Genomic DNA, 24,354 nt, shown 5'->3' with positions numbered 1-24,354 from the left:
GTTTGTGTATATTAAAGGCATAAAAAAAGCGACCTGAGTCGCTTTTTAATAAACATCATGCTTAATTATAAATCGCTTGCACTTGTATCAAGTGGGGCAAAGCTTTTAATTAAATCATCAACCGCTTTCATTTGCGTTAAGTACCCTTCTAACTTACTAAGCGCTAGCGCACATGGGCCATCACATTTAGCTTCGTTAGGGTTTGGATGCGCCTCAATAAATAAACCTGCAATACCTAGCGCCATACCGCTGCGTGCAAGCTCTGCTGCTTGTGCTCGACGACCATCAGCAGAGTCAGCTCGGCCACCAGGGCGCTGAAGTGCATGTGTTGCATCAAAAATAACAGGCGCCATTGCTTTCATGTCATCCATACCCAGCATATCAACCACTAGGTTGTTATAACCAAAGCTAGAACCACGCTCACAAAGTGCGATGTTATTATTACCCGCTTCATTAAATTTAGTAATGATATGGCGCATTTCATGCGGCGCTAAAAACTGTGGTTTTTTCACGTTAATAATTGCACCTGTTTTAGCCATCGCCACAACTAAATCTGTTTGACGTGCTAAAAAGGCTGGTAACTGAATTACATCAACAACTTCAGCAACAGGTGCTGCTTGATGCGGTTCATGTACATCAGTAATAAGCGGTATGTTGAAAGTCTTTTTAATCTCTTCAAATATTTTTAAACCTTCTTCCATACCCGGACCACGGTACGAATTGATTGAAGAACGGTTAGCCTTATCAAATGACGCTTTAAATACATAAGGAATATTGAGTTTCGTCGTAACTTCTACGTAATGCTCTGCAACACGCATAGCTAAATCGCGAGATTCTAATACGTTAATACCACCAAACAATACAAACGGTTTGTTGTTTGCTAGTTCAATTTCATTAATTTTAATAATTTGGTCTTTCATTTAAATTCCTTACGGTGCAACTGCTTGCATCATTAATCCACAAATATAAGCCATATAAGTACCCACACCATAGCCCAGTACAGCTAACAGGACACCAACAGGCGCAAGCGAAGGGTGAAATGCTGATGCTACAACAGGTGCAGACGCTGCACCGCCCACATTAGCCTGCGAGCCCACAGCCATATAAAATAACGGTGCTTTAATTAGTTTAGCTACTACTAACATTATGCTTGCATGCACTAACATCCAAATGGCACCAACTAAAAATAACCCTGGGTTATTAAAAATAGCGGTTACATTCATATGCAAACCAATCGATGCAACTAAAATATACAAAAAGCTAGAGGCTACTTTTGAAGCGCCAAACGCTTCTATTTGTCTCACTTTAGTAAACGATAAGCCTATGCCAATCGTTGTTGATATAACAATTAGCCAAAAGAATTTACTGTTTAAGCTGTATTCTTTTGCCCACTCATAAGTCGTGCCAAAGTACGGACCTAAAAAGTCAGCACAAAAATGCGCTAAACCGGTTATACCAAATGCAATTGCAAGCAGCGTCATGTAATCGTTAAGAGTAGGAATACGGGCATGTTCAGCGTGATAGGCTTCAACACGTTTTTTTAAATCTTCAATTGCGCTTGTATCAGCACCCGTAGCTGCATCAATCTTTTTATGGTTTGCTGCCATTAACAATAAAACAGCCATCCAAATATTCGCGACTATTACATCTACTGTAATCATTACAGAAAATATATCACCACCCACTTCAAACATCTCTTTCATTGAGGCTTGGTTAGCACCACCGCCAATCCAGCTACCCGCAACGGTTGTCATACCGCGCCATACTGCATCGGGCCCATGACCACCAACAATACTTGGATCAAATGCACTCACGACTAAAATAGCTAATGGCCCACCAATAACAATACCGAGTGTACCCACTAAAAACATAATGAGGGCTTTCGGGCCTAAATTAATAATAGCTTTTAAATCAATACTAATGGTAAGCAGTATTAAACAAGCAGGCAATAAGTAGCGCGAAGCCACATAATAAACATTGGATTTATTACCGTCTACAATACCAAAGGTATTTAATAGTGAAGGTAAAAAGTAACACAGTAGTAAAGCAGGTACGTATTTATAAAATCGTTTTAAAGCTGGACGCTCACTGTTTGAGGTTTTAAAAATAAACCCCAAAATAATAGCAAGCAAACCAAGCACAACGGCATCATTTGTAATTAATGCGCTTTGAGTTTCAACCATAATTATTCCTATTCTTAATGGTGCGTTTTATTATTATCTTCTAGTTCTTCTATTTGGTGTTGAATTATCTCTATTGCAGGATCATCCGGACACTCATCGACAAAAAACTGTAAATCATCACGTGCCATTTTAGGGCAACCGAGCTGATTTAATAAGTAACCTCTGTCGCGTCTCTCATACGGGTCGTCGCCTATTAGCTCCATTAGCATCTCTACACAGGTCAAAGCATGACCAAATTTGTTTTCGCTAATGAAAGACCATTTTTGCTGAGCTAAAAATAGCTTATATACTTCGTCATCAAAAATTAACTCTAAAGGTTCTTGTTCTTGCCCATCATCTTCATCTGCGTTTTCAGGGATGATATACCAGCTTTGTTGCCCGCTGCTTGGCTCAATTATGTAGCCCTCTTCATCACTTATCGCCACATGAACACCAACATCACCCAGCGTAAGACTAAGATTTGCATCAAAGTTAGCTTGTTGTAAAAAGTGACAAAGTATAATTGCAAGCGTTGTTGGTGAGCCACTACGCATAGAAAGCGTATAGCTTAATGTATTTAATTTGTATTCTGGCACTTTTAAGCCTGAGGCACTAAATAGCCAATCGCTGTAAAACATATCTAATAATTTTTCGAAGCGATCGTGCTCATCACTCACTTTTAAACACAGCGCTGAAATTTGCTGTTCAAAGTCAGTTAAAGTTTCATAACATGGTGTTAAATCTATCTGAGGGTCCCATTTTGACTCTGCTTTAATACAGCGGTAAATCGCTGGAGGTGTAAATTCATCGTAAGCATCATCAAGATAAGATTCATCGTGTTCGTCAAACCCGAGGGTAGTCATTAATACTGCAACATTTTAGAAAACGAAGGCGTAGTTTACCTAACTTTAAAGCTATATACCAATATAGAGATGTTTTTGAATATTTTCTGAGAGAGAGTCGTATTTGAGCTTTATAAAACAACTATAAAGCTCAAATAGTCAGGTATTACTTAAAGCAAAAAAGCTGATTTAGACGTCGCTAAATAACCTATCGCTAAAATAACAGCAGTGTTAACTAAAACGTAAGCAACTTTAGCCGTCATTTTAGTTTGTCTGGCGCTTTTAGCCCCAATACCAATATATATAACCACTAAAACTATTTTTTCTAATAGCCAATATTGTTCAAACGGGTTAATTTTAGCCATAAATATAAGCGTAAGTGCAGACACTAATAACAAAGTATCTATACTATGACTACCAATCATTACCGCTTTATTTTTTGCTAATTTACCACTGCCCATTCGCGAAAATGCGCGAACATAAAATAAAATCACACTCAACATCGCAATTGCCATGTGTGAATGCTTTACTGCTAAATAATCCATATGCCCCTGTACTTCTGTTTTATAAAAATTTAATCAGGAAAACGGTTAAGAACCGCTTCTAACTCATCAAGCTTCTCGTTAAATACTTCAACCAATTTTGGTTCAAAGTGTGTGCCTTTTTGAGCGTTAATTTCATCAACTACGTTTTGCAGTGTCCAAGGTTCTTTATAGCATCGTTTATGGCGAAGTGCATCGTATACATCAGCAAGTGCAACTATGCGACCAAATACATTAATTGCGTTTCCGCTTAAACCTTGTGGGTAACCAGAGCCATCCCATTTTTCATGATGCTCTTTTGCAATAATTGCACCTGCACTAACAATCTCATGCGGCGAGTCTTTTAAAATAGTATAGCCTTTATCAGTATGGGTTTTCATCACTTCCCATTCTTGGGCGTCTAACTTTGCTGGTTTATTTAATACCGCATCAGGAATGCCCACTTTGCCTACATCATGAAGAGGCGACGCCAACCTTACTAAATCAGCATCATGCTTAGATAAGCCATACCCTTGTGCCAATATATGACAAATATGTGCTACACGCTTAACATGATTACCCGTTTCTGTTGAGCGTTGCTCTACCGCTTCACTTAACCTGTAAACAAGCTCTTGTTGCGTTGCTTCTATTTCAGACTGAAGTTGTACATTTTCAAACGCAAGTTGCACGTTTTGAGAAAAAATCTTAATTAAATGGCGCTGAGTATCCGTTAAATCCTTTGGAATACCTGATATAAATAGCATCGAATTATGATTGTACTCACTGCTACAATACGCAAATAAGTAGTTATCTTTATAAATAATGCTTTTTTCATTAAGCGCCTGATGACATGCACTTAACTGTTCAGCTTGTAATACCTCATCGAGCTCTTTACCTTCACTTTTTTCAAAGTCACCGGTACCCGAGCAAACAATTAATTTTTTATTATTTTGTGCTTCAGGATTTTGCGCAACTAAAGTAGTTGCATACATAGCTTGATCAGCAATACCGAGTAAAGAAGTTAACTGCTGCATAACGCCTTCAATAAAGTGCTCTATTGAATGCGCTGAAAAAATATCACGGGACGCTATAATTATTTTCTCAAGCCCTTCGCGTGACTGCTCAATCGAAATAATATCCCGATACGAACGCAGGCTAGACATAATAACAGTAAATAACTTTTGAGCCGTTAGCTCTGTTTTAGATTTGTAATCGTTAATATCATAATTAATAATTACTTGTCGTTCAGGTGCTTGACCAGGTTGACCCGTTCTTAAAATAATTCGAATATGATTATTTTTAGCTTCTTCACGAATAAACTTAGCAACTTGCAAACCGGCATCATCGGTCTCCATTACTACATCAAGTAGTACAATGGCTGCATCTGGATGCTCTTTCACAAGCTCTTTTGCTTCAGCACCTGAGTACGCACTAATAAATTCTAAGCGTTTATTTTGAAACTCAAAATCACTCAACGCTAGTTTTGTAACAGCATGAACTTCAGGTTCATCATCAACGATTAATACTTTCCAGGTACCGAGTTCAATCTCATTGATTGCTTCTTCTGGCTCATCTGAAAATAAAAAATCACCCATCATAGTCGAAATTCCTTCATGGCATTATTTAACGCACTAGCAGGCAATTATTATTCTTTAGGGCCACTGTGCAAACGTTACACGGTCATTATCACCAAAGTCTTTCACTGTTTTAATATTCACAAATGCCATTTTTTTGAAAAAATGACGAACAGCTTCACCTTGCTCAAAACCGTGTTCTATTAAAAGATAGCCACTAGATAACAAATAGTCACGTGATTGTGTAATTATTTGTTTAATATCAGACATTCCACAATCATCAGCCACTAATGCCGACAAAGGCTCAAAGCGCACATCGCCCTGATTTAAATGTATATCACTGCTTTCAATATAAGGTGGGTTAGTGACAATTAGGTTGAATTTCTCACCATGTAACTCGCTAAACCAGTTGCTTTGCTTAACGTGAACGTTATTAATAGCCAATCGCTGCTGGTTACGTGTAGCCAGTGCAACTGCATCGCTTACTCTATCTACTGCAATAATTTGCCAATTAGGCATTTCACTACCCAATGCCAGCGCTATTGCACCAGTACCCGTGCCTAAATCAAGCACTTTAGCTGTAGCAGGTACAGCCACTTCAAGCGCTTGTTCTACTAACGTTTCGGTATCTGGTCGAGGTATTAAAGTTGTTGCGTTAACTTCAAGCGATAAGCTCCAAAATTCACGTTGCCCCGTAATATGTGCAACAGGTTCACCGTTTAAACGTCTTTGGCAAAATGTATTAAATTGCTGTTGTTGTTCGGCATTAAGCGCATGCTCTGGCCAAGTAAAAAGGTAACTGTGAGGTTTTTGAAGAATATGTAGAAGTAAAACTTGTGCGTCTAATTTAGCACTTTCGCTGCTAGGTGCTAATAAATTAGCGCCTGCAGCAATAGCTTGTTCAAGAGTTTGGCTCACGATTACTCGTCGCCCATAGCCGCTAATAAGTCAGCTTGATGTTCTTGCATTAATGGGTCAATAACGCAGCTTAAATCACCCGCTACCACTTCATTCAAACGATAAAGTGTTAAGTTAATACGGTGATCGGTAATACGACCTTGTGGGTAGTTATAAGTACGGATACGTTCAGAACGATCGCCACTACCTACTAAGTCACGACGTTCAGATGCTTCTGCCGCATGGCGTTTTTCATCTTCAGCCTGTTGCAAACGTGCTGCAAGTACCGACATCGCTTTAGCACGGTTTTTATGCTGTGAACGCTGATCCTGACACTCAACAACAACACCGGTAGGTATATGTGTAAGTCGAATAGCAGAATCTGTTTTATTAACGTGCTGACCACCTGCGCCTGATGCACGAAATGTATCAACTTTTAAATCTGCGGTATTAATTTGTATCGCTTCGGCCTCTGGTACTTCCGCCATTACCGCAACAGTACACGCAGAGGTATGAACTCGCCCTTGTGACTCAGTTTCTGGCACACGTTGTACGCGGTGTACACCTGATTCAAACTTTAATTGACCGTAAACGCCTTCGCCACTAATATTTGCAATAACTTCTTTGTAACCACCGTGCTCACCTTCATTGGTGCTCACAACTTCTACTTTCCATTTTTTAGTTTCTGCATAGCGGCTGTACATACGGAATAAGTCGCCAGCAAAAATAGCCGCTTCATCACCGCCCGTTCCAGCGCGTACTTCAACAAACACGTTGTTATTATCTCGCGGATCTTTTGGCAACATTAATACTTGAATTTGATCTTCAATTGCCAAAATTTGTGCTTTAGCTTCTTTATATTCTTCTTGCGCCATTTCACGCATTTCAGGGTCAGAATCTTTAAGCATTTCTTCTGCACTGGCTAAATCATCTTGCGTTTCTTTGTAAGTTAAAAACGTTTTTACAATCTCTTCAAGCTCAGAGTATTCTTTTGAAAGCCCACGAAAACGATTTTGATCACTAATGACCGACGGGTCGCTTAGTAGCGCTTGTACTTCTTCGTAACGCTCTACTAAGGTTTCTAATTTATTATAAACAGACTCTTTCATTTAACGGTTATTCCTGATCAATACCTAACATTTTTTTCAACTGGTTTAGCTGCGCCACTTCACCTTTTTTCGCTGCGTCTTGTATTGCACGGGTAGGCGCGTGCATTAAGCGATTGGTTAATTTATTGGCGAGCTCTAATATAATTTTTTCTGCATCTTTACCTGTATTTAGCTGACTAACAGCACGCTCTACAAGTTCTGACTTAATTGTTTGTACATCATTTCGATAATGGCGGATTAAATCTACCGAATCGAGTGAGCGCATCCACATTGCAAATTCTTTGGTGCGTTCAGTAATAATTATTTGCGCTTGCTGTGCAGCTTGCTCACGCGCTGCCATATTCTCGCTTACAATGGTTTGTAAGTCATCAACGGAATATAAATAGGCAGCATCTAGCTCACCTACTTGGCTTTCTATATCGCGCGGAACCGCAATATCTATAAATAGCATAGGCTTGTGACGGCGCTGCTTAAGCGCTTGCTCAACCACCCCTTTACCAATAATAGGTAAAGTACTGGCGGTAGAACTAATGACTATATCGGCTTCATGTAAACGTTCTGGTAACTGTGCAAGTGCGATAACATCTGCCGACACTTCATCAGCAAGGCTGCGAGCACGTTCAATTGTTCTATTAGCTACCGTTATTTTTTTAGGCTCATTTTGATATAAATGTTTAGCAACCAGTTCAATGGTTTCACCAGCACCAATCAATAACACATTGGTTTGATCAAGCTTGCCATAAATATGTTTTGCTAAATTAACAGCCGCAAATGCAACCGACACGGCACTTGCGCCTATATTTGTTTCAGTGCGAACTTGTTTTGCTACCGAAAAGGTTTTTTGAAACAACCTATCAAAAGTAACCCCTATTGCATCGTGGGTTTTAGCACTAAAAAACGATTGCTTTATTTGCCCTAAAATTTGCGGCTCGCCTAACACAAGAGAATCCAACCCACACGCTACGCGCATTAAGTGGTTAATGGCGTCATTACCTTCATGGCAGTATATATTGCTGCTCAGTTCATGTTCATCCAAACCATGGAAACTGGCAAGCCACGTTAACAGTGTTTGGGAATTTTGCTGAGCGAGGCTACAATAGATCTCGGTTCGATTACAGGTAGACACAATAACCGCTTCATTAAAGTCGGCATGGCCACTTAATTGTTGCAACGCCTCTGAAATTTGCTCAGGCGAAAAAGCCACTTTTTCACGTAATTCTACGGATGCGGTTTTGTGATTTATACCTAGTGCTATTATGGTCATATTTGCCAAATATTGCTGAGCCCTACTTCAAAGGCGGTAATTTTACCAAAAATCAGCGGAATATGGAAAGTAAGGAACAACATTTGATTCGACAATATTTGATTTTATTCATGTTTTTTTTATTATTAGGTGGCTGTGCCCATCAAATTGATACAAAAACAACACTTTATGATGATTGGAAGCCACGTTTAGCTGCTCAAAAAACTTGGCAGGTCGAGGGTAAACTCGCGTTTATAAGCCCAGAAGAGCGTCAATCTGCAAACTTAAATTGGCAGCAAACAACAAATTCCAATAATTTAATACTGACTACTTTTATTGGTACTCGTATTTTGTCGCTTAAACAAACAGCAAATGGTGCTGAATTAGAGTTTGACGGTGATGAGTACTTTGATACTAATGCTGCAGAGCTTTTAAAGCGTTTAACGGGTTTTACACTCCCTGTTGATAATGCCGATAATTGGCTTAAGGGCACCATTGACGATCAAAGTTTAGTCGTTGATGAACTAGGCCGTGCAAAGCAAGTATTATGGTTTGATAATGCAGGCAAAAAATGGCAAATAGATTACGGCACTTACGTACAAAACGCAGGTTACTGGCTACCAACTAAACTGACGTTAAAGCATCAACAAATAAAAATAAAAATTCAACTCTACGATTGGCAGTTTAAATAAGTATGAATAACAAAACCTCTTTTTCACTTATTGCTCCGGCAAAACTCAATTTATTTTTACATATTAATGCTCGCCAAGAAGATGGCTATCATGAACTAGAAACCTTATTTACTTTTTTAAATTTTGGTGATGAGTTGCATTTTGAGCTAACAACAGACGGTGGTATTTCTGTCGGTGGTGATACTAAAGACATACCCCTAAATGATAATCTCATCTATAAAGCGGCTTTATTATTACAAACACACTGTAAAACCTCTTTGGGTGTAAAAATAAATTTAATTAAACGCTTACCGATGGGCGGAGGTGTTGGAGGTGGTTCATCCGACGCTGCAAGTACTTTATTAGCCCTAAATAAATTATGGAAATTAGAACTAAATTTAGAAATTCTAGCCCAATTAGGACTTAAATTAGGGGCTGATGTCCCGGTGTTCATACAAGGGCAAAGCGCCATAGCGCATGGTATTGGTGAGAAATTACACCAGGTAAAACTTGAACAAAAATGGTACTGCGTTGTACACCCAAATCAACATGTAAGTACCGCAAAAATATTTACACATCCAGATTTAAAACGCGACACACCAAAAATAATAGGCGATTGGAAACACCATACTTTAACCAACGATTGTGAGCCTTTAGTTAAAAAGCTTTGCCCCGAGGTTGAAAAAACCCTCCAGTGGTTGCTAAAATACGCACCGTCGAAGATGACCGGAACAGGTTCATGTTGTTTTGTCGAATTTGCTAGTCAAGTTCAAGCACAAGATGTACTTGAAAATCTCCCCCATACTTGGCAGGGTTTTGTGGCTTCAAGCGCAAATGTCTCACCTGCTCATACGGAGTTAACCGCCATATTCGATCAATGAAGTAACGTACAAGTAATCATAAGTTAACTCGCAGTGATATTTATCACTGCTCGTTAGTCCAAATATTCAGTGCCTGAGGAACCCTACCGTGCCTGACATGAAGCTCTTCGCTGGTAACGCAACACCTGAGTTAGCTCAAAAAGTTGCAAAACGTTTATATATTGAATTAGGCGATGCTGTTGTTGGCCGTTTTAGCGACGGTGAGATCAGTGTTCAAATAAATGAAAATGTTCGTGGCTCGGACGTTTTTATCTTGCAATCAACCTGTGCCCCTACAAACGATAACCTAATGGAACTTATCGTTATGGTTGATGCTCTACGTCGTGCATCTGCAGGTCGTATTACTGCCGTCATTCCTTATTTTGGTTATGCGCGCCAAGACCGTCGTGTACGTTCTGCCCGTGTTCCAATTACCGCTAAAGTTGTTGCCGATTTCTTATCAAGTGTGGGTGTTGACCGTGTTCTTACGGTTGATTTACACGCTGAACAAATCCAAGGCTTCTTTGATGTACCAGTAGACAACGTATTTGGCAGCCCTGTATTACTTGAAGATATGAAAGAACGCGACTTTGAAGACGTCGTTGTTGTATCTCCAGATATTGGTGGTGTTGTACGCGCACGTGCAATTGCAAAACTACTAAACGATACCGATTTAGCAATCATTGACAAACGCCGCCCTCAAGCAAACGTTTCTCAAGTAATGCACATTATTGGTGACGTTGAAGGTCGTGATTGTATTATCGTAGATGATATGATTGATACCGGTGGTACGTTATGTAAAGCCGCAGAAGCACTTAAAGAACATGGCGCTAAACGCGTATTTGCATACGCAACGCACCCTATTCTTTCAGGTAAAGCAGCAGAAAACTTACGTGACTCGATGATTGACGAAGTAATTGTAACTGACTCAATTCCGCTATCTGACGAGCTTAAAGCCCTTGATAAAATTAAGGTACTTACGCTTGCTGACATGTTAGCAGAGACTATTCGTCGTATTAGTAACGAAGAATCTATCTCAGCGATGTTTGAACACTAAAATTAAACATTCCTGAGTATAAAAGCGCCTTTTGGCGCTTTTTTTGTAAGCGATGTTTATTTTGTCTGGGCGTGGTGGTATGATAGCGCGCCTTTTGGCTAGGGACCTTGGTCGCAAAGGCCCTACACATTTTAATAACTGGAGACATCATGTCTAACAAAACTTATACATATAACGCTGAACTTCGCGTAGAAACTGGTACTGGTGCGAGCCGCCGCCTACGTCGCGAAGACAAAGTTCCTGCAATCCTTTACGGAGCTGACAAAGAAGCTTTATCTCTTACTTTTGCTCATAAAGATATGATCAAAGCACAAGAAGACGAAGGTTTTTACACGCATATCCTTACGCTTAACGTAGATGGCGAAGCTGTTGAAGTAATCTTAAAAGATATCCAACGCCACCCATTCAAGCCTAAGCTTACTCACCTTGATTTCCAACGTGTAGATGCTACTCATAAATTTCAAACTAAAGTTCCTCTTCACTTCATCGGTGAAGATATTGTAACTAAAGCTGGCGCAACTGTTGTTCACCAGTTAACTGAAGTTGAAATTACGTGTCTTCCAAAAGCACTTCCAGAATTCATTGAAGTAGATGTTTCTAAGTTTGTTGTTGGCGATTCTGTTCATATTTCTGACCTTACTTTCCCTAAAGGCGTTAGCTCTGTAGATTTAGGTAAAGGCGAAGGCTATGATCAGTCTATCCTGACTATCAAAGCAAACAAAGCAGCTCCAGTTGAAGACGACGCTGCAGCAGCAGAATAATTTTTAAGGTCTCGCAACCTTGAATTCTATTCAAATGCTTGTGGGCCTGGCTAATCCAGGCCCCGAATACGCAAACACACGCCACAATGCAGGTGCTTGGTTCATCGAGCAAATCGCTGCACGCTACAACTGCACCCTAAAATACGATCCTAAATATCACGGCCTTACAGGCAAAGTGATCATTCAAGGCCAAGAATTCAAATTATTGATCCCCACTACTTACATGAATTTAAGTGGTAAAGCGGTCGGTAGTTTAGCTAATTTTTTCAAAATTCCTGTCGAGGACATTTTAGTTGCCCATGACGAATTGGATTTAGACCCAGGCGTTGCCAAGTTAAAAAAAGGCGGCGGGCATGGCGGTCATAATGGTTTAAAAGACATTATTGCAAAAATGGCAAATCAAAAAGACTTTATGCGCTTGCGCATTGGTGTAGGTCATCCGGGGCATCGTGAAATGGTTACTGGTTGGGTGCTTGGAAAAGCGGCCAAAGCAGACCAAGAAAAAATGGATGCTGCTGTTGATGAAGCAGTTCGTTGCATGGAAATACTTGCAAAAGATGGTGTGTTAAAAGCACAAAACAGACTACATTCGTTTAAACCCTAGTAACTTGGGTCCAAGTACACCGTTTAAACGAATTCTAAACAAGGTATCTTACTATGGGTTTTAAATGTGGCATCGTTGGCTTGCCTAACGTTGGTAAATCAACGCTTTTCAATGCACTAACTAAAGCGGGTATTGAAGCCGCTAACTTTCCTTTTTGTACCATTGAGCCTAATACAGGTGTGGTACCTGTGCCAGATCCTCGTCTAGACGAACTTGCTAAAATTGTTAATCCTCAACGAGTTCTTACCACCAGTATGGAATTTGTAGACATTGCTGGCTTAGTAAAAGGCGCATCTAAAGGTGAAGGCCTTGGTAACCAGTTTTTAGCTAACATTCGTGAAACCGATGCAATTGGCCACGTAGTTCGCTGTTTTGAAGATGAAAACATCATCCACGTAGCAGGCACTATTGACCCTGCTGACGATATTGACGTAATCAACACTGAGTTAGTACTTGCTGATATGGATAGCGCCGAAAAAGCCCTTTTCCGTAATTCAAAAAAAGCAAAAGGTGGCGATAAAGACGCTAAAGAGCAAAATGCTGTACTTGAAAAAGTAAAAGTGCATCTTGACGAAGGCTTAACTTTACGTGGTCTAGCACTAACTAAAGAAGAAAAAGCAGCAATCAGCTCTATTAACTTCTTAACGATTAAACCAACAATGTATATTGCAAACGTTGCTGAAGATGGTTTTGAAAATAACCCATACCTTGACCGCGTACGCGCTATTGCCGCAGCTGAAGATGCGATTGTTGTTCCTGTATGTGCCGCTATCGAGTCTGAGCTTTCAGAACTAGATGACGAAGACAAGCTAGAGTTTATGGCTGATCTTGGTCTAGAAGAGCCAGGTCTTAACCTTGTTATTCGCGGTGGTTATGAATTACTACAATTACAAACTTATTTCACAGCTGGCGTAAAAGAAGTACGCGCATGGACAATCCCTGTAGGTGCAACAGCACCACAAGCAGCGGGTAAAATCCATACCGACTTCGAGCGTGGCTTTATCCGTGCGCAAACTATTGCTTTTGACGACTTTGTTGCCTTTAAAGGTGAGAGTGGCGCAAAAGAAGCAGGTAAGATGCGTCAAGAAGGTAAAGAGTACATTGTTAAAGATGGCGATGTAATGAACTTCTTGTTCAACGTATAAGTACAAATTAAACCAATTTCACTTGGTAATAATTTTTAAAGGCTCGTTTTTACGAGCCTTTTTTGTATTTAAGCATTATAAAAATAATAATTAGCCTCAACTAGTCTATCTTTGTAATATCGCTTAATTAAAGAAGTACAGGGTTAATTAAGATTCCGCGCCTTAAAGGCAGCTAAAAAAACAGCATTTTTATTAAATTTTAGCCTGTTAGCTTAATTTTCCTGCAAACAAACACAGTTAAGTGCTTTTTTGCAAAAAAGGTGTTGACGAATTTGGGTCATATCAGCATAATACGCCCCGCACTCAGCGATGAAGTGCTAACAAAAAAAGATGGCTAAGTAGCTCAGCTGGTTAGAGCACATCACTCATAATGATGGGGTCACAGGTTCAAATCCCGTCTTAGCCACCATTATTTTTTTGTTGCTCAATGAAGAGTTTAAAATAACTACCTTGTGTGCGGGAGTGGCGGAATTGGTAGACGCGCTGGATTTAGGTTCCAGTATCTTAGGATGTGAGAGTTCAAGTCTCTCCTTCCGCACCATAATTCTTGATAAGAATTAAAACTATCAATTGTTATTGTTGGGATATCGCCAAGCGGTAAGGCACCAGGTTTTGATCCTGGCATTCCCAGGTTCAAATCCTGGTATCCCAGCCAACAATGGCTAAGTAGCTCAGCTGGTTAGAGCACATCACTCATAATGATGGGGTCACAGGTTCAAATCCCGTCTTAGCCACCATTTCTTCTTTTAGAAATGGCTTTGCAAGAGTTAAATTGCAGCTCAATGAAGAGTTTAAAATAACTACCTGTACTTTATTGTACAAACGATGCGGGAGTGGCGGAATTGGTAGACGCGCTGGATTTAGGTTCCAGTAACTTCGGTTGTGAGAGTTCAAGTCTCTCTTTCCGCACCATTTCTTGATAAGAAATAAAATTATCATTAATTCTTTGTTGGGATATCGCCAAGCGGTAAGGCACCAGGTTTTGATCCTGGCATTCCCAGGTTCAAATCCTGGTATCCCAGCCAACTTCTTCTACCAAGGAAAGTTGGATAAAAGAATTGCTCTAGCTTAGAGTTTAAATTAGCAACTTAGTGATGCGGGAGTGGCGGAATTGGTAGACGCGCTGGATTTAGGTTCCAGTAACTTCGGTTGTGAGAGTTCAAGTCTCTCTTTCCGCACCATGTCTTGATAAGAAATAAAATTATCATTAATTCATTGTTGGGATATCGCCAAGCGGTAAGGCACCAGGTTTTGATCCTGGCATTCCCAGGTTCAAATCCTGGTATCCCAGCCAACAATGGCTAAGTAGCTCAGCTGGTTAGAGCACATCACTCATAATGATGGGGTCACAGGTTCAAATCCCGTCTTAGCCACCATTTCTTCTTTTAGAAATGGCTTTGCAAGAGTTAAATTGCAGCTCAATGAAGAGTTTAAAATAACTACCTGTACTTTATTGTACAAACGATGCGGGAGTGGCGGAATTGGTAGACGCGCTGGATTTAGGTTCCAGTAACTTCGGTTGTGAGAGTTCAAGTCTCTCTTTCCGCACCATGTTCTTATAAGAACTAAAATTATAAAGAATTCTTTGTTGGGATATCGCCAAGCGGTAAGGCACCAGGTTTTGATCCTGGCATTCCCAGGTTCAAATCCTGGTATCCCAGCCAACTTCTTCTACCAAGGAAAGTTGGATAAAAGAATTGCTCTAGCTTAGAGTTTAAATTAGCAACTTAGTGATGCGGGAGTGGCGGAATTGGTAGACGCGCTGGATTTAGGTTCCAGTAACTTCGGTTGTGAGAGTTCAAGTCTCTCTTTCCGCACCATTTCTTGATAAGAAATAAAATTATCATTAATTCTTTGTTGGGATATCGCCAAGCGGTAAGGCACCAGGTTTTGATCCTGGCATTCCCAGGTTCAAATCCTGGTATCCCAGCCAACTTCTTCTACCAAGGAAAGTTGGATAAAAGAATTGCTCTAGCTTAGAGTTTAAATTAGCAACTTAGTGATGCGGGAGTGGCGGAATTGGTAGACGCGCTGGATTTAGGTTCCAGTAACTTAGGTTGTGAGAGTTCAAGTCTCTCCTTCCGCACCATGTTCTTATTAAGAACTAAAACTAATTCAAATTTATAGTTGGGATATCGCCAAGCGGTAAGGCACCAGGTTTTGATCCTGGCATTCCCAGGTTCAAATCCTGGTATCCCAGCCAATTTGACTCCCCTGTCTAAAACTTCTCAATACTCATTAAATTCAACTTACTTTTTCTGCACTTAAATAAACATTTATAAATTCATCTATATTTATTGGTTTGCTATATAAATACCCTTGTAAATAATCACAGTTAAGACTCAACAACGCCTGTTCTACCTCTTTAGTTTCTATTCCTTCAGCAACTACATCGCAATTTAATCGACTCGCTAAAAACAATGTAGATTCTACAATGGCGTAATCAGGCGAGTTAGTAAGCATATCTTTGACAAACGACTGATCAATTTTTATTTGATTGATTGGCAGCTCTCTTAATAATGACAGTGACGAAAAGCCAGTACCAAAGTCATCAACACTAAATTTAAACCCGCGCATACTCAACTGTTGCATCATTTTTCTAGCAGCCGGTATATTTGTCATCATTGCACCTTCTGTAATTTCAAAAATTAACGAGTCGCTTAATGTAGGGTCGGTTGCGAGTAAACTAATTATAAAATCGTAAAACTCGCTGCTTTCAATATCTTTAGTCGATAAGTTGACATGTATAGTACCGGTGAAACCAAATAGCTTGAGCTTTCTAATATGATTAACGGCTTCTTGTACAACCCATTTCGATAAAGGAAAAATAAGCCCTGTACGCTCAGCTACGGTTATAAACTTTTCTGGACTAATAAAGCTACCATCATCTTGCGGCCATCGGATAAGCGCTTCTAGGCCATGTAATTGCAGATCTTTAGAGTCCATTATGGGTTGTAAATAAAGCTCAAACTCATCTTTATGTAATGCCACTTTAATTTTGGCTGATAAATCAAAAAAATCCTCAGCTCGTTTACCTATTGCAGATGAGTAATTTACCAAAGGTTGAAATGTTTTTTTAGCTTCATGCAGTGCCAAGTCAGCTTTTTTTAATAGCTGATCGGGCAATCGGCTATCATCAGGAAAACGGCTTACGCCTATACTTAATTGTATTTTAACCATTTGCTCATTCGTACAAAACGGACTTTTGACGGCTGAGTTTATAATGTTTACACAATAATTCATGCTTTCATCTGTATCGGTATGCAATAAAAAAGCAAACTCATCGCCACCTATTCGATATAACTTAGCAATGCCGCATAATTCTTTATTTAGTTTATTGGCAAATGCAGCCAAGAGTTGGTCACCACACTGATGCCCAAACGCATCATTAATTTGTTTAAAGTTATTTAAGTCGATATAAAATAGTGAAAATGGGGAAGGATATTCAACTTGTTTACTTAAAGATTTAAAAAATTTATCGCGGTTAGGTAGAGTTGTTAAGTTATCGTGCTCAGTTTGATATTTTTGATACTGCGTTGCTTGCTCTATTTTAAGAATACTTTTTAAGCTCAGTTTAATAACTAAAAAAACAAACCCACCACCGCCAAGTAACAACATAGCCACCATATTCATAACGACGGGTGCAATGTCGTGGTTTGAAAAATAATAAAGTATCCACCAATACCCTATAATAAAAAAAATAATAGCGCATAGCAGTACACTCCATGCTCTTTGCGATGTTTTTTTGCAAACTTTAACGGTTGTTTTTAAGCTAGCAACAAGCAGTAGCGCACCTAAAATAATTATTACTGTAAAAAAATTATCCACACACAGGCTCTTTAAAGTTATTAAATTGCGATTTAGTGATGTAACACCAGTTAAATTAAAACCGTGTTCAATATAGCCGAGTCACTATTTGCTGACTTAAAAACAGACATAAAAAAAGGCTCATAAATGAGCCTTTCTAATATCTACTTTAAATTTAGCCTAAATCACCACTAATTGCGTATTTTAAAACCCAGTTTTTTATTGGCCCCGTATTATTAGCCATTTTTAAAAACTGGCTGCGTGCCCATTTAAGTGGCGTAATTTGATTAGAAAACCCAAAGTAACACGCGTCCATCATGCTCATCATTAATAAATTAGCCCTGCGGCGAGCTCGCTCGTATTCTTTAAGTTTTAGTGGGCAACCTATATCTCCTGCTTCGTTTAAAACCTCAGCAAGTGCCACTACGTCCTGAAAACCTAAATTAACGCCCTGCCCAGCAAGGGGATTAATTGTATGTGCAGCGTCGCCCACTAAAACCAAGCGCCCTTGCGAATAATTATTAGCGTGTTGGCGAGTAAGCGGAAATACTGCATGGGTTTGTACTTCAAAGTCTCCAGCAAGTTCTGGGAATTTATTCAGTATGTGCGTTTTTAACTGAGTTGGGCTTAGCCCTTTAAATGCTTGCAATGTATTTGCATCGTCGTACCAAATTAAATTAGCGTACGGTGCCTGCATTGGTAAAAATGCTAACGGCCCACTTGGTGTAAACTGTTGCCATGTTTTAATTTGTTGCGGTGCATCGAGTTTAATTAATACCCCCATGCAATGCTGTTGGTACTGCCAACCCGTAATACCAATATTAGCTTTAGCACGCAGCTGCGATTGCCCACCATCGGCGGCAATTACTAAATCAGCTGTATAGGTTTGATCACCATACACAAGCGTAATTAAATCATCCGTTTGCTCTATTTTAGTTACCGGCAATGACTGCTCAATAACCTCAATCTTATAATGCCCAAATTGCTGCCACAAACTTGCTTGAATTAAACTATTTTCAATCAAGTGGCCTAAATGTGTCGTGTTTATGTCGGCGCAATCAAATAATAAATTGTCACCACCGCGCTCAAAAGCCTCTAATTGTTGATAAGGTGCTATGCGGTTTTGCCTTAAAAGAGGCATTGCCCCTAATTCATCAAGTAAATTTTCTGAAAAACGATTAATAGCAGACACTCTAATATCCACCTTATCGCTACTAAGAATGTGCGATGGGTCTATTAGGTGTTTTTCAATTATGCGCACGCCAAAGCCTTGCTGAGCCAGCTTTATCGCCATAGCCGCGCCAACCATGCCCCCGCCCACCACTATCACATTATTTTTGGTCATGTTTTTCATCATTTTATTATTACTTGAGTCTGTTTTGATTGTATCAAAATTAATTTGTTTTATACCAGAGGATATCCCTAACAGCACATTAAACTCGCCCTGTATTGATTTGAGATCACAAACATGAAAACTATACTTGGATCTGGGCGGGTATCCAGCTAAAATACGCCTCCTTTAAGTGAGCATGCTTGCTCCTTAATCCTGTTTCTAGCACATTTTTGTGCCACTATCGAATTGAACACGAGGCAATATTTCAATGAGCAAAAAGCTGCATATTAAAACCTGGGGTTGTCAGATGAACGAATACGACTCTCAGAAAATGGCTGAACTTTTAGATGCCACCAACGGCTACCAGCTAACTGATGATGCAACAGATGCCGACGTAATCTTACTTAACACCTGTTCAATTCGTGAAAAAGCACAAGAAAAAGTATTTCACCAGTTAGGTCGTTGGAAGTTGTTAAAAGACGACAAGCCAGACTTAATAATTGGTGTAGGTGGTTGTGTTGCCTCACAAGAAGGTGACTCTATTCGCCAACGCGCACCATTTGTAGATGTTATTTTTGGCCCGCAAACATTGCACCGTTTACCAGAAATGATTAAACAAGTGCAAGGCAACAAAGGCTCATCGGTTGTTGATATTTCATTCCCAGAGATTGAAAAGTTTGACCGCCTGCCAGAGCCAAAAGCGGATGGCCCATCTGCGTTTGTATCAATTATGGAAGGCTGTTCTAAGTACTGTACTTTTTGTGTTGTACCGTATACTCGCGGCGAAGAAGTTAGCCGCCCAGTAGATGACGTACTACTTGAAATTGCACAACTTGCTGAGCAAAACGTACGTGAAGTAAACCTACTAGGCCAAAACGTAAACGCATACCGCGGCGACACACACGATGGCGAAATATGTTATTTCTCAGATTTAATTCGTCTTATTGCCGCTATTGATGGTATTGACCGTATTCGTTACACCACATCGCACCCGGTAGAATTTACGCCAGACATCATTGACGTTTACGCTGATGTACCAGAGCTTGTAGATCACTTACACCTACCAGTACAAAGTGGTTCAGACCGTATATTAAACCTAATGAAACGTGGCCATACGGCAATTGAATACAAATCGACAATTCGTAAGTTACGCAAAATTCGTCCTAACTTAAGCATGTCGTCAGATTTCATTATTGGTTTCCCAGGCGAAAGTAAAAAAGACTTTGAAGCAACCATGAAGCTTATTAGCGACATTGGTTTTGATATGAGCTTTAGCTTTATTTACAGTGCACGCCCAGGTACGCCAGCGGCAGATTTACCAGATGACGTAACAGAGCAAGAGAAAAAAGAACGCTTATACTTACTACAAAACCGTATTACACAAATGGCGCAGCAAATTAGCCGTCAAATGTTCGATACAGAGCAACGTATACTTGTTGAAGGTCCTTCTAAAAAGAACCCAATGGAATTACGTGGCCGTACCGAAAATAACCGTGTAGTAAATTTTGTTGGCCCGCACACAGTGATCGGACAGTTTGTTGACGTACGTATTACCGAAGCACTACCTAACTCTTTACGTGGTGACTTAATTCGTACAGAATCAGAAATGAACTTACGACGTGAAATCGCTCCTTCAGCTATTTTAACTAAAGCTGCAGCTGCAGAGCCAAAACCAGACACTGTTAACGAAATTGGCGTAGCTACTTTCGTTCCTTAGTCACACTATTAGCGCCAGTTAACGCTGGCGCAGTACTATAGGAAGCAATTTTGAGTAATCAGTTAAAAACATTAGAGATTTATTTAGAACCTGCCGATAACAAACGCCTTTCTTCTTTATGTGGCCCGTTTGACGAAAACATCAAACAAATTGAACGCCACCTGGCTGTTGAAATAATTCACCGTGACAACTTTTTTAAAGTAACCGGTAAACTACACAACTGCGCCGGCGCTGTAGAAATCTTAAAAAACCTTTATGTTGATACTCAGCCAGTTCGTGGTGTTTTAGGCGAAATAGAACCCGAAGCCGTTCATTTAGCTATTACCGAATCAAAAGCCCTAGAGCAAGACGCATCAAGCAGCGCTTACGGCAAAGAAATGGTGATTAAAACGCGCCGTGGTGTGATTAAACCACGTAACGATAACCAAGGTGTTTATGTGGCTAATATTTTAAACCACGACATTACCTTTGGTATTGGCCCTGCTGGTACTGGTAAAACCTACCTTGCAGTTGCTGCCGCCGTTGACGCCCTTGAGCGCCAAGAAATACGCCGCATATTATTAACGCGCCCTGCTGTAGAAGCGGGCGAAAAGCTTGGCTTTTTACCAGGCGATTTAAGTCAAAAAATAGACCCGTACCTGCGCCCTCTTTACGACGCTCTTTTTGAAATGCTAGGTTTTGAAAAAGTAGAAAAACTCATCGAAAAAAATATCATTGAAGTCGCTCCGCTTGCTTACATGCGCGGACGCACTTTAAACGATGCCTTTATTATTTTAGATGAAAGCCAAAATACCACCGCTGAGCAAATGAAAATGTTTTTAACCCGTATAGGGTTTAACTCAAAAGCGGTTATTACAGGCGATATAACACAGGTCGATTTACCTCGTGGAACACGCTCAGGCCTTCGCCATGCAATGGAAGTACTTGATGGCGTAAACGAAATTAGCTTTAACTACTTTAAAGCCCAAGACGTAGTACGCCACCCTGTTGTAGCACGCATAGTTGAAGCCTACGAGCGAAACGACGAAAGCGAGCGACTAAAGCGCATTGAAAAGCAAAATGCAAAAGACGCACTCGCTGCTCTTCAACAGCCTACTACTAAAGAGTAATACTTTGACAACCGAACTTGATTTACAAATAGCCTGTGAGTTTGACAACCTCCCAAGCGAAGAGCAATTTGCACTGTGGGCTGACAAAGCCCTTAGCCAATACCGTGACGAGTCAGAACTCAGTATCGTTATTAGCGACGAAGCGCAATCGCAACAACTTAATAACGACTATCGCGGTAAAAATAAACCGACCAACGTACTGTCGTTCGAATTTGAAGCACCACCAGGAATAGATATTCCCTTGGTTGGTGATTTAATTATTTGCCCAGCCATTGTATTAGCTGAAGCAATTGAGCAAGAGAAGTCATTTCATGACCACTTTGCTCACATGGTTATTCACGGATGCTTGCATTTGCTTGGATTTGACCATATAAAGAGTGACGATGCTTTAGAGATGGAAAGCATCGAAAAGCAATTACTTGCAGAGCTAAACATAGCAGACCCATACCGGGACGATATTTAAATTAACGGAGCAATTAGACGCAATGAGCGACGGTAACTCGCAATCTAGCCAGGGTTCTTCTGGCAAAACGTGGTTGGGCAGAATAGCCCAAATGTTGCAAGGGGAACCCCAGAATAGAGAAGAGCTGGTCGAAGTTATTGCCGATGCGCAAGAACGAGACGTAATCGATCCTGAAACAAAAGAGATGATAGAAGGTGTGCTTGGCGTGTCTGAGCTTAAAGTGCGAGACATAATGGTTCCGCGCTCACAAATGATCACTCTTGAGATCGACAGCCCGCTTGAAGAGCTAATTCCAATGATGGTTGACTCAACTCACTCACGTTTTCCTGTGGTGATTGAAGACAAAGACCATGTAGAAGGTTTTTTACTCGCTAAAGATTTATTGCCACTGATCTTAAATAAAGACGAGCATTTACCATCAATACGCGATTATTTACGCCCAGCAATGGTAGTACCTGAGAGCAAACGTGTTGATACATTGCTAAACGAATTCCGTCAGCAGCGCTACCATATGGCTGTTGTTATTGACGAATACGGCGGCGTATCGGGCTTGGTAACGATTGAAGATATTCTTGAAATAATTGTTGGCGAAATCGAAGATGAGCACGACGAAGAAGAAGAACATCAAGATATTCGTCGACTTGCTAAACATGTTCACGTAGTGCAAGCACTCACACCTGTAGATGACTTTAACGAGCATTTTAAAACAGGCTACAGCACAGACGAAGCCGATACTATTGGCGGAACTGTACTGCACGCATTTGGCCATATGCCAAGCCGTGGTGAAACGATTGACATAGAAGGTTACCAATTTAAAGTAACCAACGCCGATAATCGTCGTATTTTGCAACTGCAAGTCACCGTTCCTAAGGCTGATGATAACGACAGTGAAGAAACTGCTAACTAGACTTACCCTATTAGCAAAAGATAAAAAAGCATGGCTCGCACTCGTTGCGGGCCTTGTTTTAACTTTTGGCTATGCCCCCTTTGAAATTTGGCCCATCGTATTTATTAGCCTTGGTGCCATAATTTTTTGCGTTAACCCCAATAATACCGGTAAAGCACACGCAAAAACCGCTGCTAAATATGGCTTTATATTTGGCCTAGGCTGGTTTGGTGCTGGTATAAGCTGGGTACATGTTTCAATTGCCACCTTTGGCGGTATGCCGCTTATAGCGTCACTCTCGTTAATGGCATTTTTGTGCGCCTACTTAGCGTTATTTCCCGCACTTGCCTTTTGGGCAACTACACGCTTTGCCACTGGTCCTAAAAGCTTTGGCGCATTACTAATTGCCTGCTTTGCAGTTAGTGAGTATTTACGTGGCACCGTACTTACCGGTTTCCCGTGGTTAAGTTTTGGCTACACACAAACCGACGGACCTTTAAGGCTGCTTGCCCCTTATATTGGCGAGTTTGGCTTAACCCTTACCTGTGTCGCTATTGGCTTTGCACTGTATAGACTTACCCAAAAAGATTTTAAAACCTCGGCGGTTACGGCTACAGCTGTTGCGCTTATTTTTACAGGTGCAAACACCACAGGCAATATTCATTACACAGATAAAAACATGTCAGTATTGCTCGTACAAGGCAACATACAGCAACACCTGCGCTTTGAGCCCAGTGAGTTTTGGACCACAATGAGCAAATACCAAGACCTGACACGCCCACATTGGGATGCCGACTTAATAGTATGGCCCGAAGCCGCAGTGCCTGAAATAGAAATGCTTGCCGATTCCTACCTAGCCAATTTAGACAGTGCCGCCTCGTTTAATAAAACCGCCCTTGTAACCGGTATTGTTGACTACCAGCGAGACACCAAAAATATATTCAATACACTTATTGTGGTTGGTAATAAAGAACGCGGCGACGAGCACGGGCATTATCATTACCTTGATAAAAACCGCTATCAAAAACACCAGCTGTTACCTATTGGCGAATTTGTACCGTTTCAAGATTTTTTGCGCCCTATTGCTCCGTTATTCGATTTACCTATGTCGTCGTTTACGCGTGGCGACAAAGTGCAAAACAACTTACGCGCCAATGGCTATAACTTACTCCCCGCTATTTGCTACGAAATAGTATTTGCCGACTTAGTACGCGGAAATTACAAAAGTGATTCCGACCTACTATTTACGGTAAGTAACGATGCCTGGTTTGGCGACTCTATTGGGCCTTTGCAACATATGCAAATAGCCCGTATGCGCGCGCTCGAACTACAACGCCCTCTAGTACGAGTTACCAACAATGGGGTAAGCGCCGTATACGACCCTATAAGCCACACACAACAAACTATGCCTCAGTTTGAAGCTACCATATTAAAAGCCAACATTAAGCTTATAAGAGGCGACAGCGTGTACAGCCAATATGGAAATATGTTTGTGTGGGGATTTGTGCTTTTGATGGGTGTTGGTGGTTTTGGGGTTAGGTTTAGAAGTTAAGCTCGCTATTTAAGATGTAGGGCCTACATATTTAGCTCTAC

At 40.5% G+C, this 24,354-nt stretch carries 21 protein-coding genes and 15 tRNA genes; 26 read left to right on the top strand and 10 right to left on the bottom strand.

Annotated features, from left to right (window positions below; all coding sequences use genetic code 11):
* Positions 1–65 precede the first annotated feature (65 nt).
* The 8 genes from kdsA to hemA all read right to left on the bottom strand — a co-directional run bounded on the left by kdsA (position 66) and on the right by hemA (position 8,369).
* The gene (gene kdsA / locus GQR38_RS03530) at positions 66–920 is read right to left on the bottom strand and encodes a 3-deoxy-8-phosphooctulonate synthase (RefSeq protein ID WP_007583968.1); all 855 of its coding nucleotides are present in this window, start codon (positions 918–920) and stop codon (positions 66–68) included.
* Between the two features lie 9 nt (positions 921–929).
* Entirely contained in the window at positions 930–2,183 is a 1,254-nt protein-coding gene (locus GQR38_RS03525) for a DUF819 family protein (protein ID WP_007583967.1), read from the bottom strand.
* Between the two features lie 14 nt (positions 2,184–2,197).
* Entirely contained in the window at positions 2,198–3,025 is an 828-nt protein-coding gene (locus GQR38_RS03520; protein WP_007583966.1) for a tetratricopeptide repeat protein, read from the bottom strand.
* Positions 3,026–3,174: 149 nt separating this feature from the next.
* The gene (locus tag GQR38_RS03515; RefSeq protein ID WP_007583965.1) at positions 3,175–3,549 is read right to left on the bottom strand and encodes a SirB2 family protein; all 375 of its coding nucleotides are present in this window, start codon (positions 3,547–3,549) and stop codon (positions 3,175–3,177) included.
* Between the two features lie 29 nt (positions 3,550–3,578).
* On the bottom strand, positions 3,579–5,123 hold the full coding sequence (locus tag GQR38_RS03510; protein ID WP_007583964.1) for a response regulator: 1,545 nt from the start codon (positions 5,121–5,123) through the stop codon (positions 3,579–3,581).
* A gap of 54 nt (positions 5,124–5,177) precedes the next feature.
* Positions 5,178–6,017, bottom strand: a complete 840-nt coding sequence (gene prmC, locus GQR38_RS03505) for a peptide chain release factor N(5)-glutamine methyltransferase (protein ID WP_010554719.1) — start codon at positions 6,015–6,017, stop codon at positions 5,178–5,180.
* A gap of 2 nt (positions 6,018–6,019) precedes the next feature.
* Positions 6,020–7,105 carry a peptide chain release factor 1 gene (gene prfA / locus GQR38_RS03500; protein WP_024593863.1) on the bottom strand — a complete coding sequence of 362 codons (1,086 nt, stop codon included), beginning with the start codon at positions 7,103–7,105 and terminating at the stop codon, positions 6,020–6,022.
* Positions 7,106–7,112: 7 nt separating this feature from the next.
* Positions 7,113–8,369: a glutamyl-tRNA reductase gene (gene hemA / locus GQR38_RS03495; RefSeq protein ID WP_010554718.1), complete on the bottom strand. Its 1,257-nt coding sequence runs from the start codon at positions 8,367–8,369 to the stop codon at positions 7,113–7,115.
* An 83-nt stretch (positions 8,370–8,452) separates the two neighbouring features.
* Here hemA and lolB point away from each other — a divergent pair, with 83 nt between their 5' ends.
* From lolB to GQR38_RS03390, 21 genes are all read left to right on the top strand, one after another.
* Positions 8,453–9,040 (top strand): lipoprotein insertase outer membrane protein LolB, encoded by a 588-nt coding sequence (lolB, locus tag GQR38_RS03490; RefSeq protein ID WP_024593864.1) that lies wholly within the window; start codon positions 8,453–8,455, stop codon positions 9,038–9,040.
* A gap of 2 nt (positions 9,041–9,042) precedes the next feature.
* Positions 9,043–9,900 carry a 4-(cytidine 5'-diphospho)-2-C-methyl-D-erythritol kinase gene (gene ispE, locus GQR38_RS03485; protein ID WP_165721402.1) on the top strand — a complete coding sequence of 286 codons (858 nt, stop codon included), beginning with the start codon at positions 9,043–9,045 and terminating at the stop codon, positions 9,898–9,900.
* A gap of 88 nt (positions 9,901–9,988) precedes the next feature.
* Positions 9,989–10,936, top strand: coding sequence for a ribose-phosphate pyrophosphokinase (locus GQR38_RS03480; RefSeq protein ID WP_007583957.1), 948 nt, complete (start codon positions 9,989–9,991; stop codon positions 10,934–10,936).
* Between the two features lie 149 nt (positions 10,937–11,085).
* On the top strand, positions 11,086–11,697 hold the full coding sequence (locus GQR38_RS03475) for a 50S ribosomal protein L25/general stress protein Ctc (RefSeq protein ID WP_007583956.1): 612 nt from the start codon (positions 11,086–11,088) through the stop codon (positions 11,695–11,697).
* Positions 11,698–11,716: 19 nt separating this feature from the next.
* A complete protein-coding gene (gene pth / locus GQR38_RS03470) occupies positions 11,717–12,301 on the top strand; it encodes an aminoacyl-tRNA hydrolase (protein WP_007583954.1) in 585 nt (194 codons plus the stop codon).
* 53 nt (positions 12,302–12,354) lie between these two features.
* A complete protein-coding gene (gene ychF, locus GQR38_RS03465; protein WP_007583951.1) occupies positions 12,355–13,446 on the top strand; it encodes a redox-regulated ATPase YchF in 1,092 nt (363 codons plus the stop codon).
* A gap of 332 nt (positions 13,447–13,778) precedes the next feature.
* Positions 13,779–13,855: transfer RNA gene (locus GQR38_RS03460), tRNA-Met, on the top strand.
* Positions 13,856–13,902: 47 nt separating this feature from the next.
* A tRNA-Leu gene (locus GQR38_RS03455) sits at positions 13,903–13,987 on the top strand.
* Between the two features lie 39 nt (positions 13,988–14,026).
* A tRNA-Gln gene (locus tag GQR38_RS03450) sits at positions 14,027–14,101 on the top strand.
* A 5-nt stretch (positions 14,102–14,106) separates the two neighbouring features.
* Positions 14,107–14,183: transfer RNA gene (locus tag GQR38_RS03445), tRNA-Met, on the top strand.
* Positions 14,184–14,273: 90 nt separating this feature from the next.
* Positions 14,274–14,358 (top strand) — tRNA-Leu (locus GQR38_RS03440).
* A 38-nt stretch (positions 14,359–14,396) separates the two neighbouring features.
* A tRNA-Gln gene (locus tag GQR38_RS03435) sits at positions 14,397–14,471 on the top strand.
* Positions 14,472–14,542: 71 nt separating this feature from the next.
* A tRNA-Leu gene (locus GQR38_RS03430) sits at positions 14,543–14,627 on the top strand.
* Between the two features lie 38 nt (positions 14,628–14,665).
* Positions 14,666–14,740, top strand: a tRNA-Gln gene (locus GQR38_RS03425).
* A gap of 5 nt (positions 14,741–14,745) precedes the next feature.
* Positions 14,746–14,822 (top strand) — tRNA-Met (locus GQR38_RS03420).
* Between the two features lie 90 nt (positions 14,823–14,912).
* Positions 14,913–14,997: transfer RNA gene (locus GQR38_RS03415), tRNA-Leu, on the top strand.
* Between the two features lie 38 nt (positions 14,998–15,035).
* Positions 15,036–15,110, top strand: a tRNA-Gln gene (locus GQR38_RS03410).
* 71 nt (positions 15,111–15,181) lie between these two features.
* Positions 15,182–15,266, top strand: a tRNA-Leu gene (locus GQR38_RS03405).
* Between the two features lie 38 nt (positions 15,267–15,304).
* Positions 15,305–15,379 (top strand) — tRNA-Gln (locus GQR38_RS03400).
* Between the two features lie 71 nt (positions 15,380–15,450).
* Positions 15,451–15,535 (top strand) — tRNA-Leu (locus GQR38_RS03395).
* A 39-nt stretch (positions 15,536–15,574) separates the two neighbouring features.
* Positions 15,575–15,649, top strand: a tRNA-Gln gene (locus GQR38_RS03390).
* Positions 15,650–15,690: 41 nt separating this feature from the next.
* Here GQR38_RS03390 and GQR38_RS03385 read toward each other — a convergent pair.
* Positions 15,691–17,274 carry a bifunctional diguanylate cyclase/phosphodiesterase gene (locus tag GQR38_RS03385; RefSeq protein ID WP_007585601.1) on the bottom strand — a complete coding sequence of 528 codons (1,584 nt, stop codon included), beginning with the start codon at positions 17,272–17,274 and terminating at the stop codon, positions 15,691–15,693.
* A 154-nt stretch (positions 17,275–17,428) separates the two neighbouring features.
* A complete protein-coding gene (locus GQR38_RS03380) occupies positions 17,429–18,685 on the bottom strand; it encodes an FAD-dependent monooxygenase (RefSeq protein WP_101216149.1) in 1,257 nt (418 codons plus the stop codon).
* 169 nt (positions 18,686–18,854) lie between these two features.
* Here GQR38_RS03380 and miaB point away from each other — a divergent pair, with 169 nt between their 5' ends.
* Genes miaB through lnt form a run of 5 tightly spaced genes read left to right on the top strand, consistent with a single transcriptional unit; the run spans position 18,855 to position 24,313 of the window.
* The gene (gene miaB, locus GQR38_RS03375; protein ID WP_165721401.1) at positions 18,855–20,303 is read left to right on the top strand and encodes a tRNA (N6-isopentenyl adenosine(37)-C2)-methylthiotransferase MiaB; all 1,449 of its coding nucleotides are present in this window, start codon (positions 18,855–18,857) and stop codon (positions 20,301–20,303) included.
* 50 nt (positions 20,304–20,353) lie between these two features.
* Entirely contained in the window at positions 20,354–21,412 is a 1,059-nt protein-coding gene (locus tag GQR38_RS03370) for a PhoH family protein (RefSeq protein ID WP_007585598.1), read from the top strand.
* A gap of 4 nt (positions 21,413–21,416) precedes the next feature.
* Positions 21,417–21,875, top strand: a complete 459-nt coding sequence (gene ybeY, locus GQR38_RS03365) for an rRNA maturation RNase YbeY (protein WP_002958542.1) — start codon at positions 21,417–21,419, stop codon at positions 21,873–21,875.
* A gap of 22 nt (positions 21,876–21,897) precedes the next feature.
* The gene (corC, locus tag GQR38_RS03360) at positions 21,898–22,782 is read left to right on the top strand and encodes a CNNM family magnesium/cobalt transport protein CorC (protein WP_007585597.1); all 885 of its coding nucleotides are present in this window, start codon (positions 21,898–21,900) and stop codon (positions 22,780–22,782) included.
* On the top strand, positions 22,763–24,313 hold the full coding sequence (gene lnt / locus GQR38_RS03355; RefSeq protein WP_346774065.1) for an apolipoprotein N-acyltransferase: 1,551 nt from the start codon (positions 22,763–22,765) through the stop codon (positions 24,311–24,313). The genes corC and lnt overlap by 20 nt, the downstream gene beginning before the upstream one ends.
* Positions 24,314–24,354: the final 41 nt, after the last annotated feature.

It is taken from the genome of Pseudoalteromonas sp. c7(2019), from assembly GCF_011378625.1.
GTDB lineage: Bacteria > Pseudomonadota > Gammaproteobacteria > Enterobacterales > Alteromonadaceae > Pseudoalteromonas > Pseudoalteromonas arctica.
This window is presented reverse-complemented; position numbering and strand designations above follow the sequence as displayed.

Bases quoted from the DNA above. Each gene is read 5' to 3' on its own strand.
- GQR38_RS03515 (WP_007583965.1), bottom strand. From the start codon at position 3,549: ATGGATTATTTAGCAGTAAAGCATTCACACATGGCAATTGCGATGTTG.
- GQR38_RS03520 (WP_007583966.1), bottom strand. From the start codon at position 3,025: ATGACTACCCTCGGGTTTGACGAACACGATGAATCTTATCTTGATGAT.
- ispE (WP_165721402.1), top strand. From the start codon at position 9,043: ATGAATAACAAAACCTCTTTTTCACTTATTGCTCCGGCAAAACTCAAT.
- kdsA (WP_007583968.1), bottom strand. From the start codon at position 920: ATGAAAGACCAAATTATTAAAATTAATGAAATTGAACTAGCAAACAAC.
- ychF (WP_007583951.1), top strand. From the start codon at position 12,355: ATGGGTTTTAAATGTGGCATCGTTGGCTTGCCTAACGTTGGTAAATCA.
- hemA (WP_010554718.1), bottom strand. From the start codon at position 8,369: ATGACCATAATAGCACTAGGTATAAATCACAAAACCGCATCCGTAGAA.
- GQR38_RS03510 (WP_007583964.1), bottom strand. From the start codon at position 5,123: ATGATGGGTGATTTTTTATTTTCAGATGAGCCAGAAGAAGCAATCAAT.
- miaB (WP_165721401.1), top strand. From the start codon at position 18,855: ATGAGCAAAAAGCTGCATATTAAAACCTGGGGTTGTCAGATGAACGAA.
- corC (WP_007585597.1), top strand. From the start codon at position 21,898: ATGAGCGACGGTAACTCGCAATCTAGCCAGGGTTCTTCTGGCAAAACG.
- prfA (WP_024593863.1), bottom strand. From the start codon at position 7,105: ATGAAAGAGTCTGTTTATAATAAATTAGAAACCTTAGTAGAGCGTTAC.
- GQR38_RS03475 (WP_007583956.1), top strand. From the start codon at position 11,086: ATGTCTAACAAAACTTATACATATAACGCTGAACTTCGCGTAGAAACT.
- GQR38_RS03525 (WP_007583967.1), bottom strand. From the start codon at position 2,183: ATGGTTGAAACTCAAAGCGCATTAATTACAAATGATGCCGTTGTGCTT.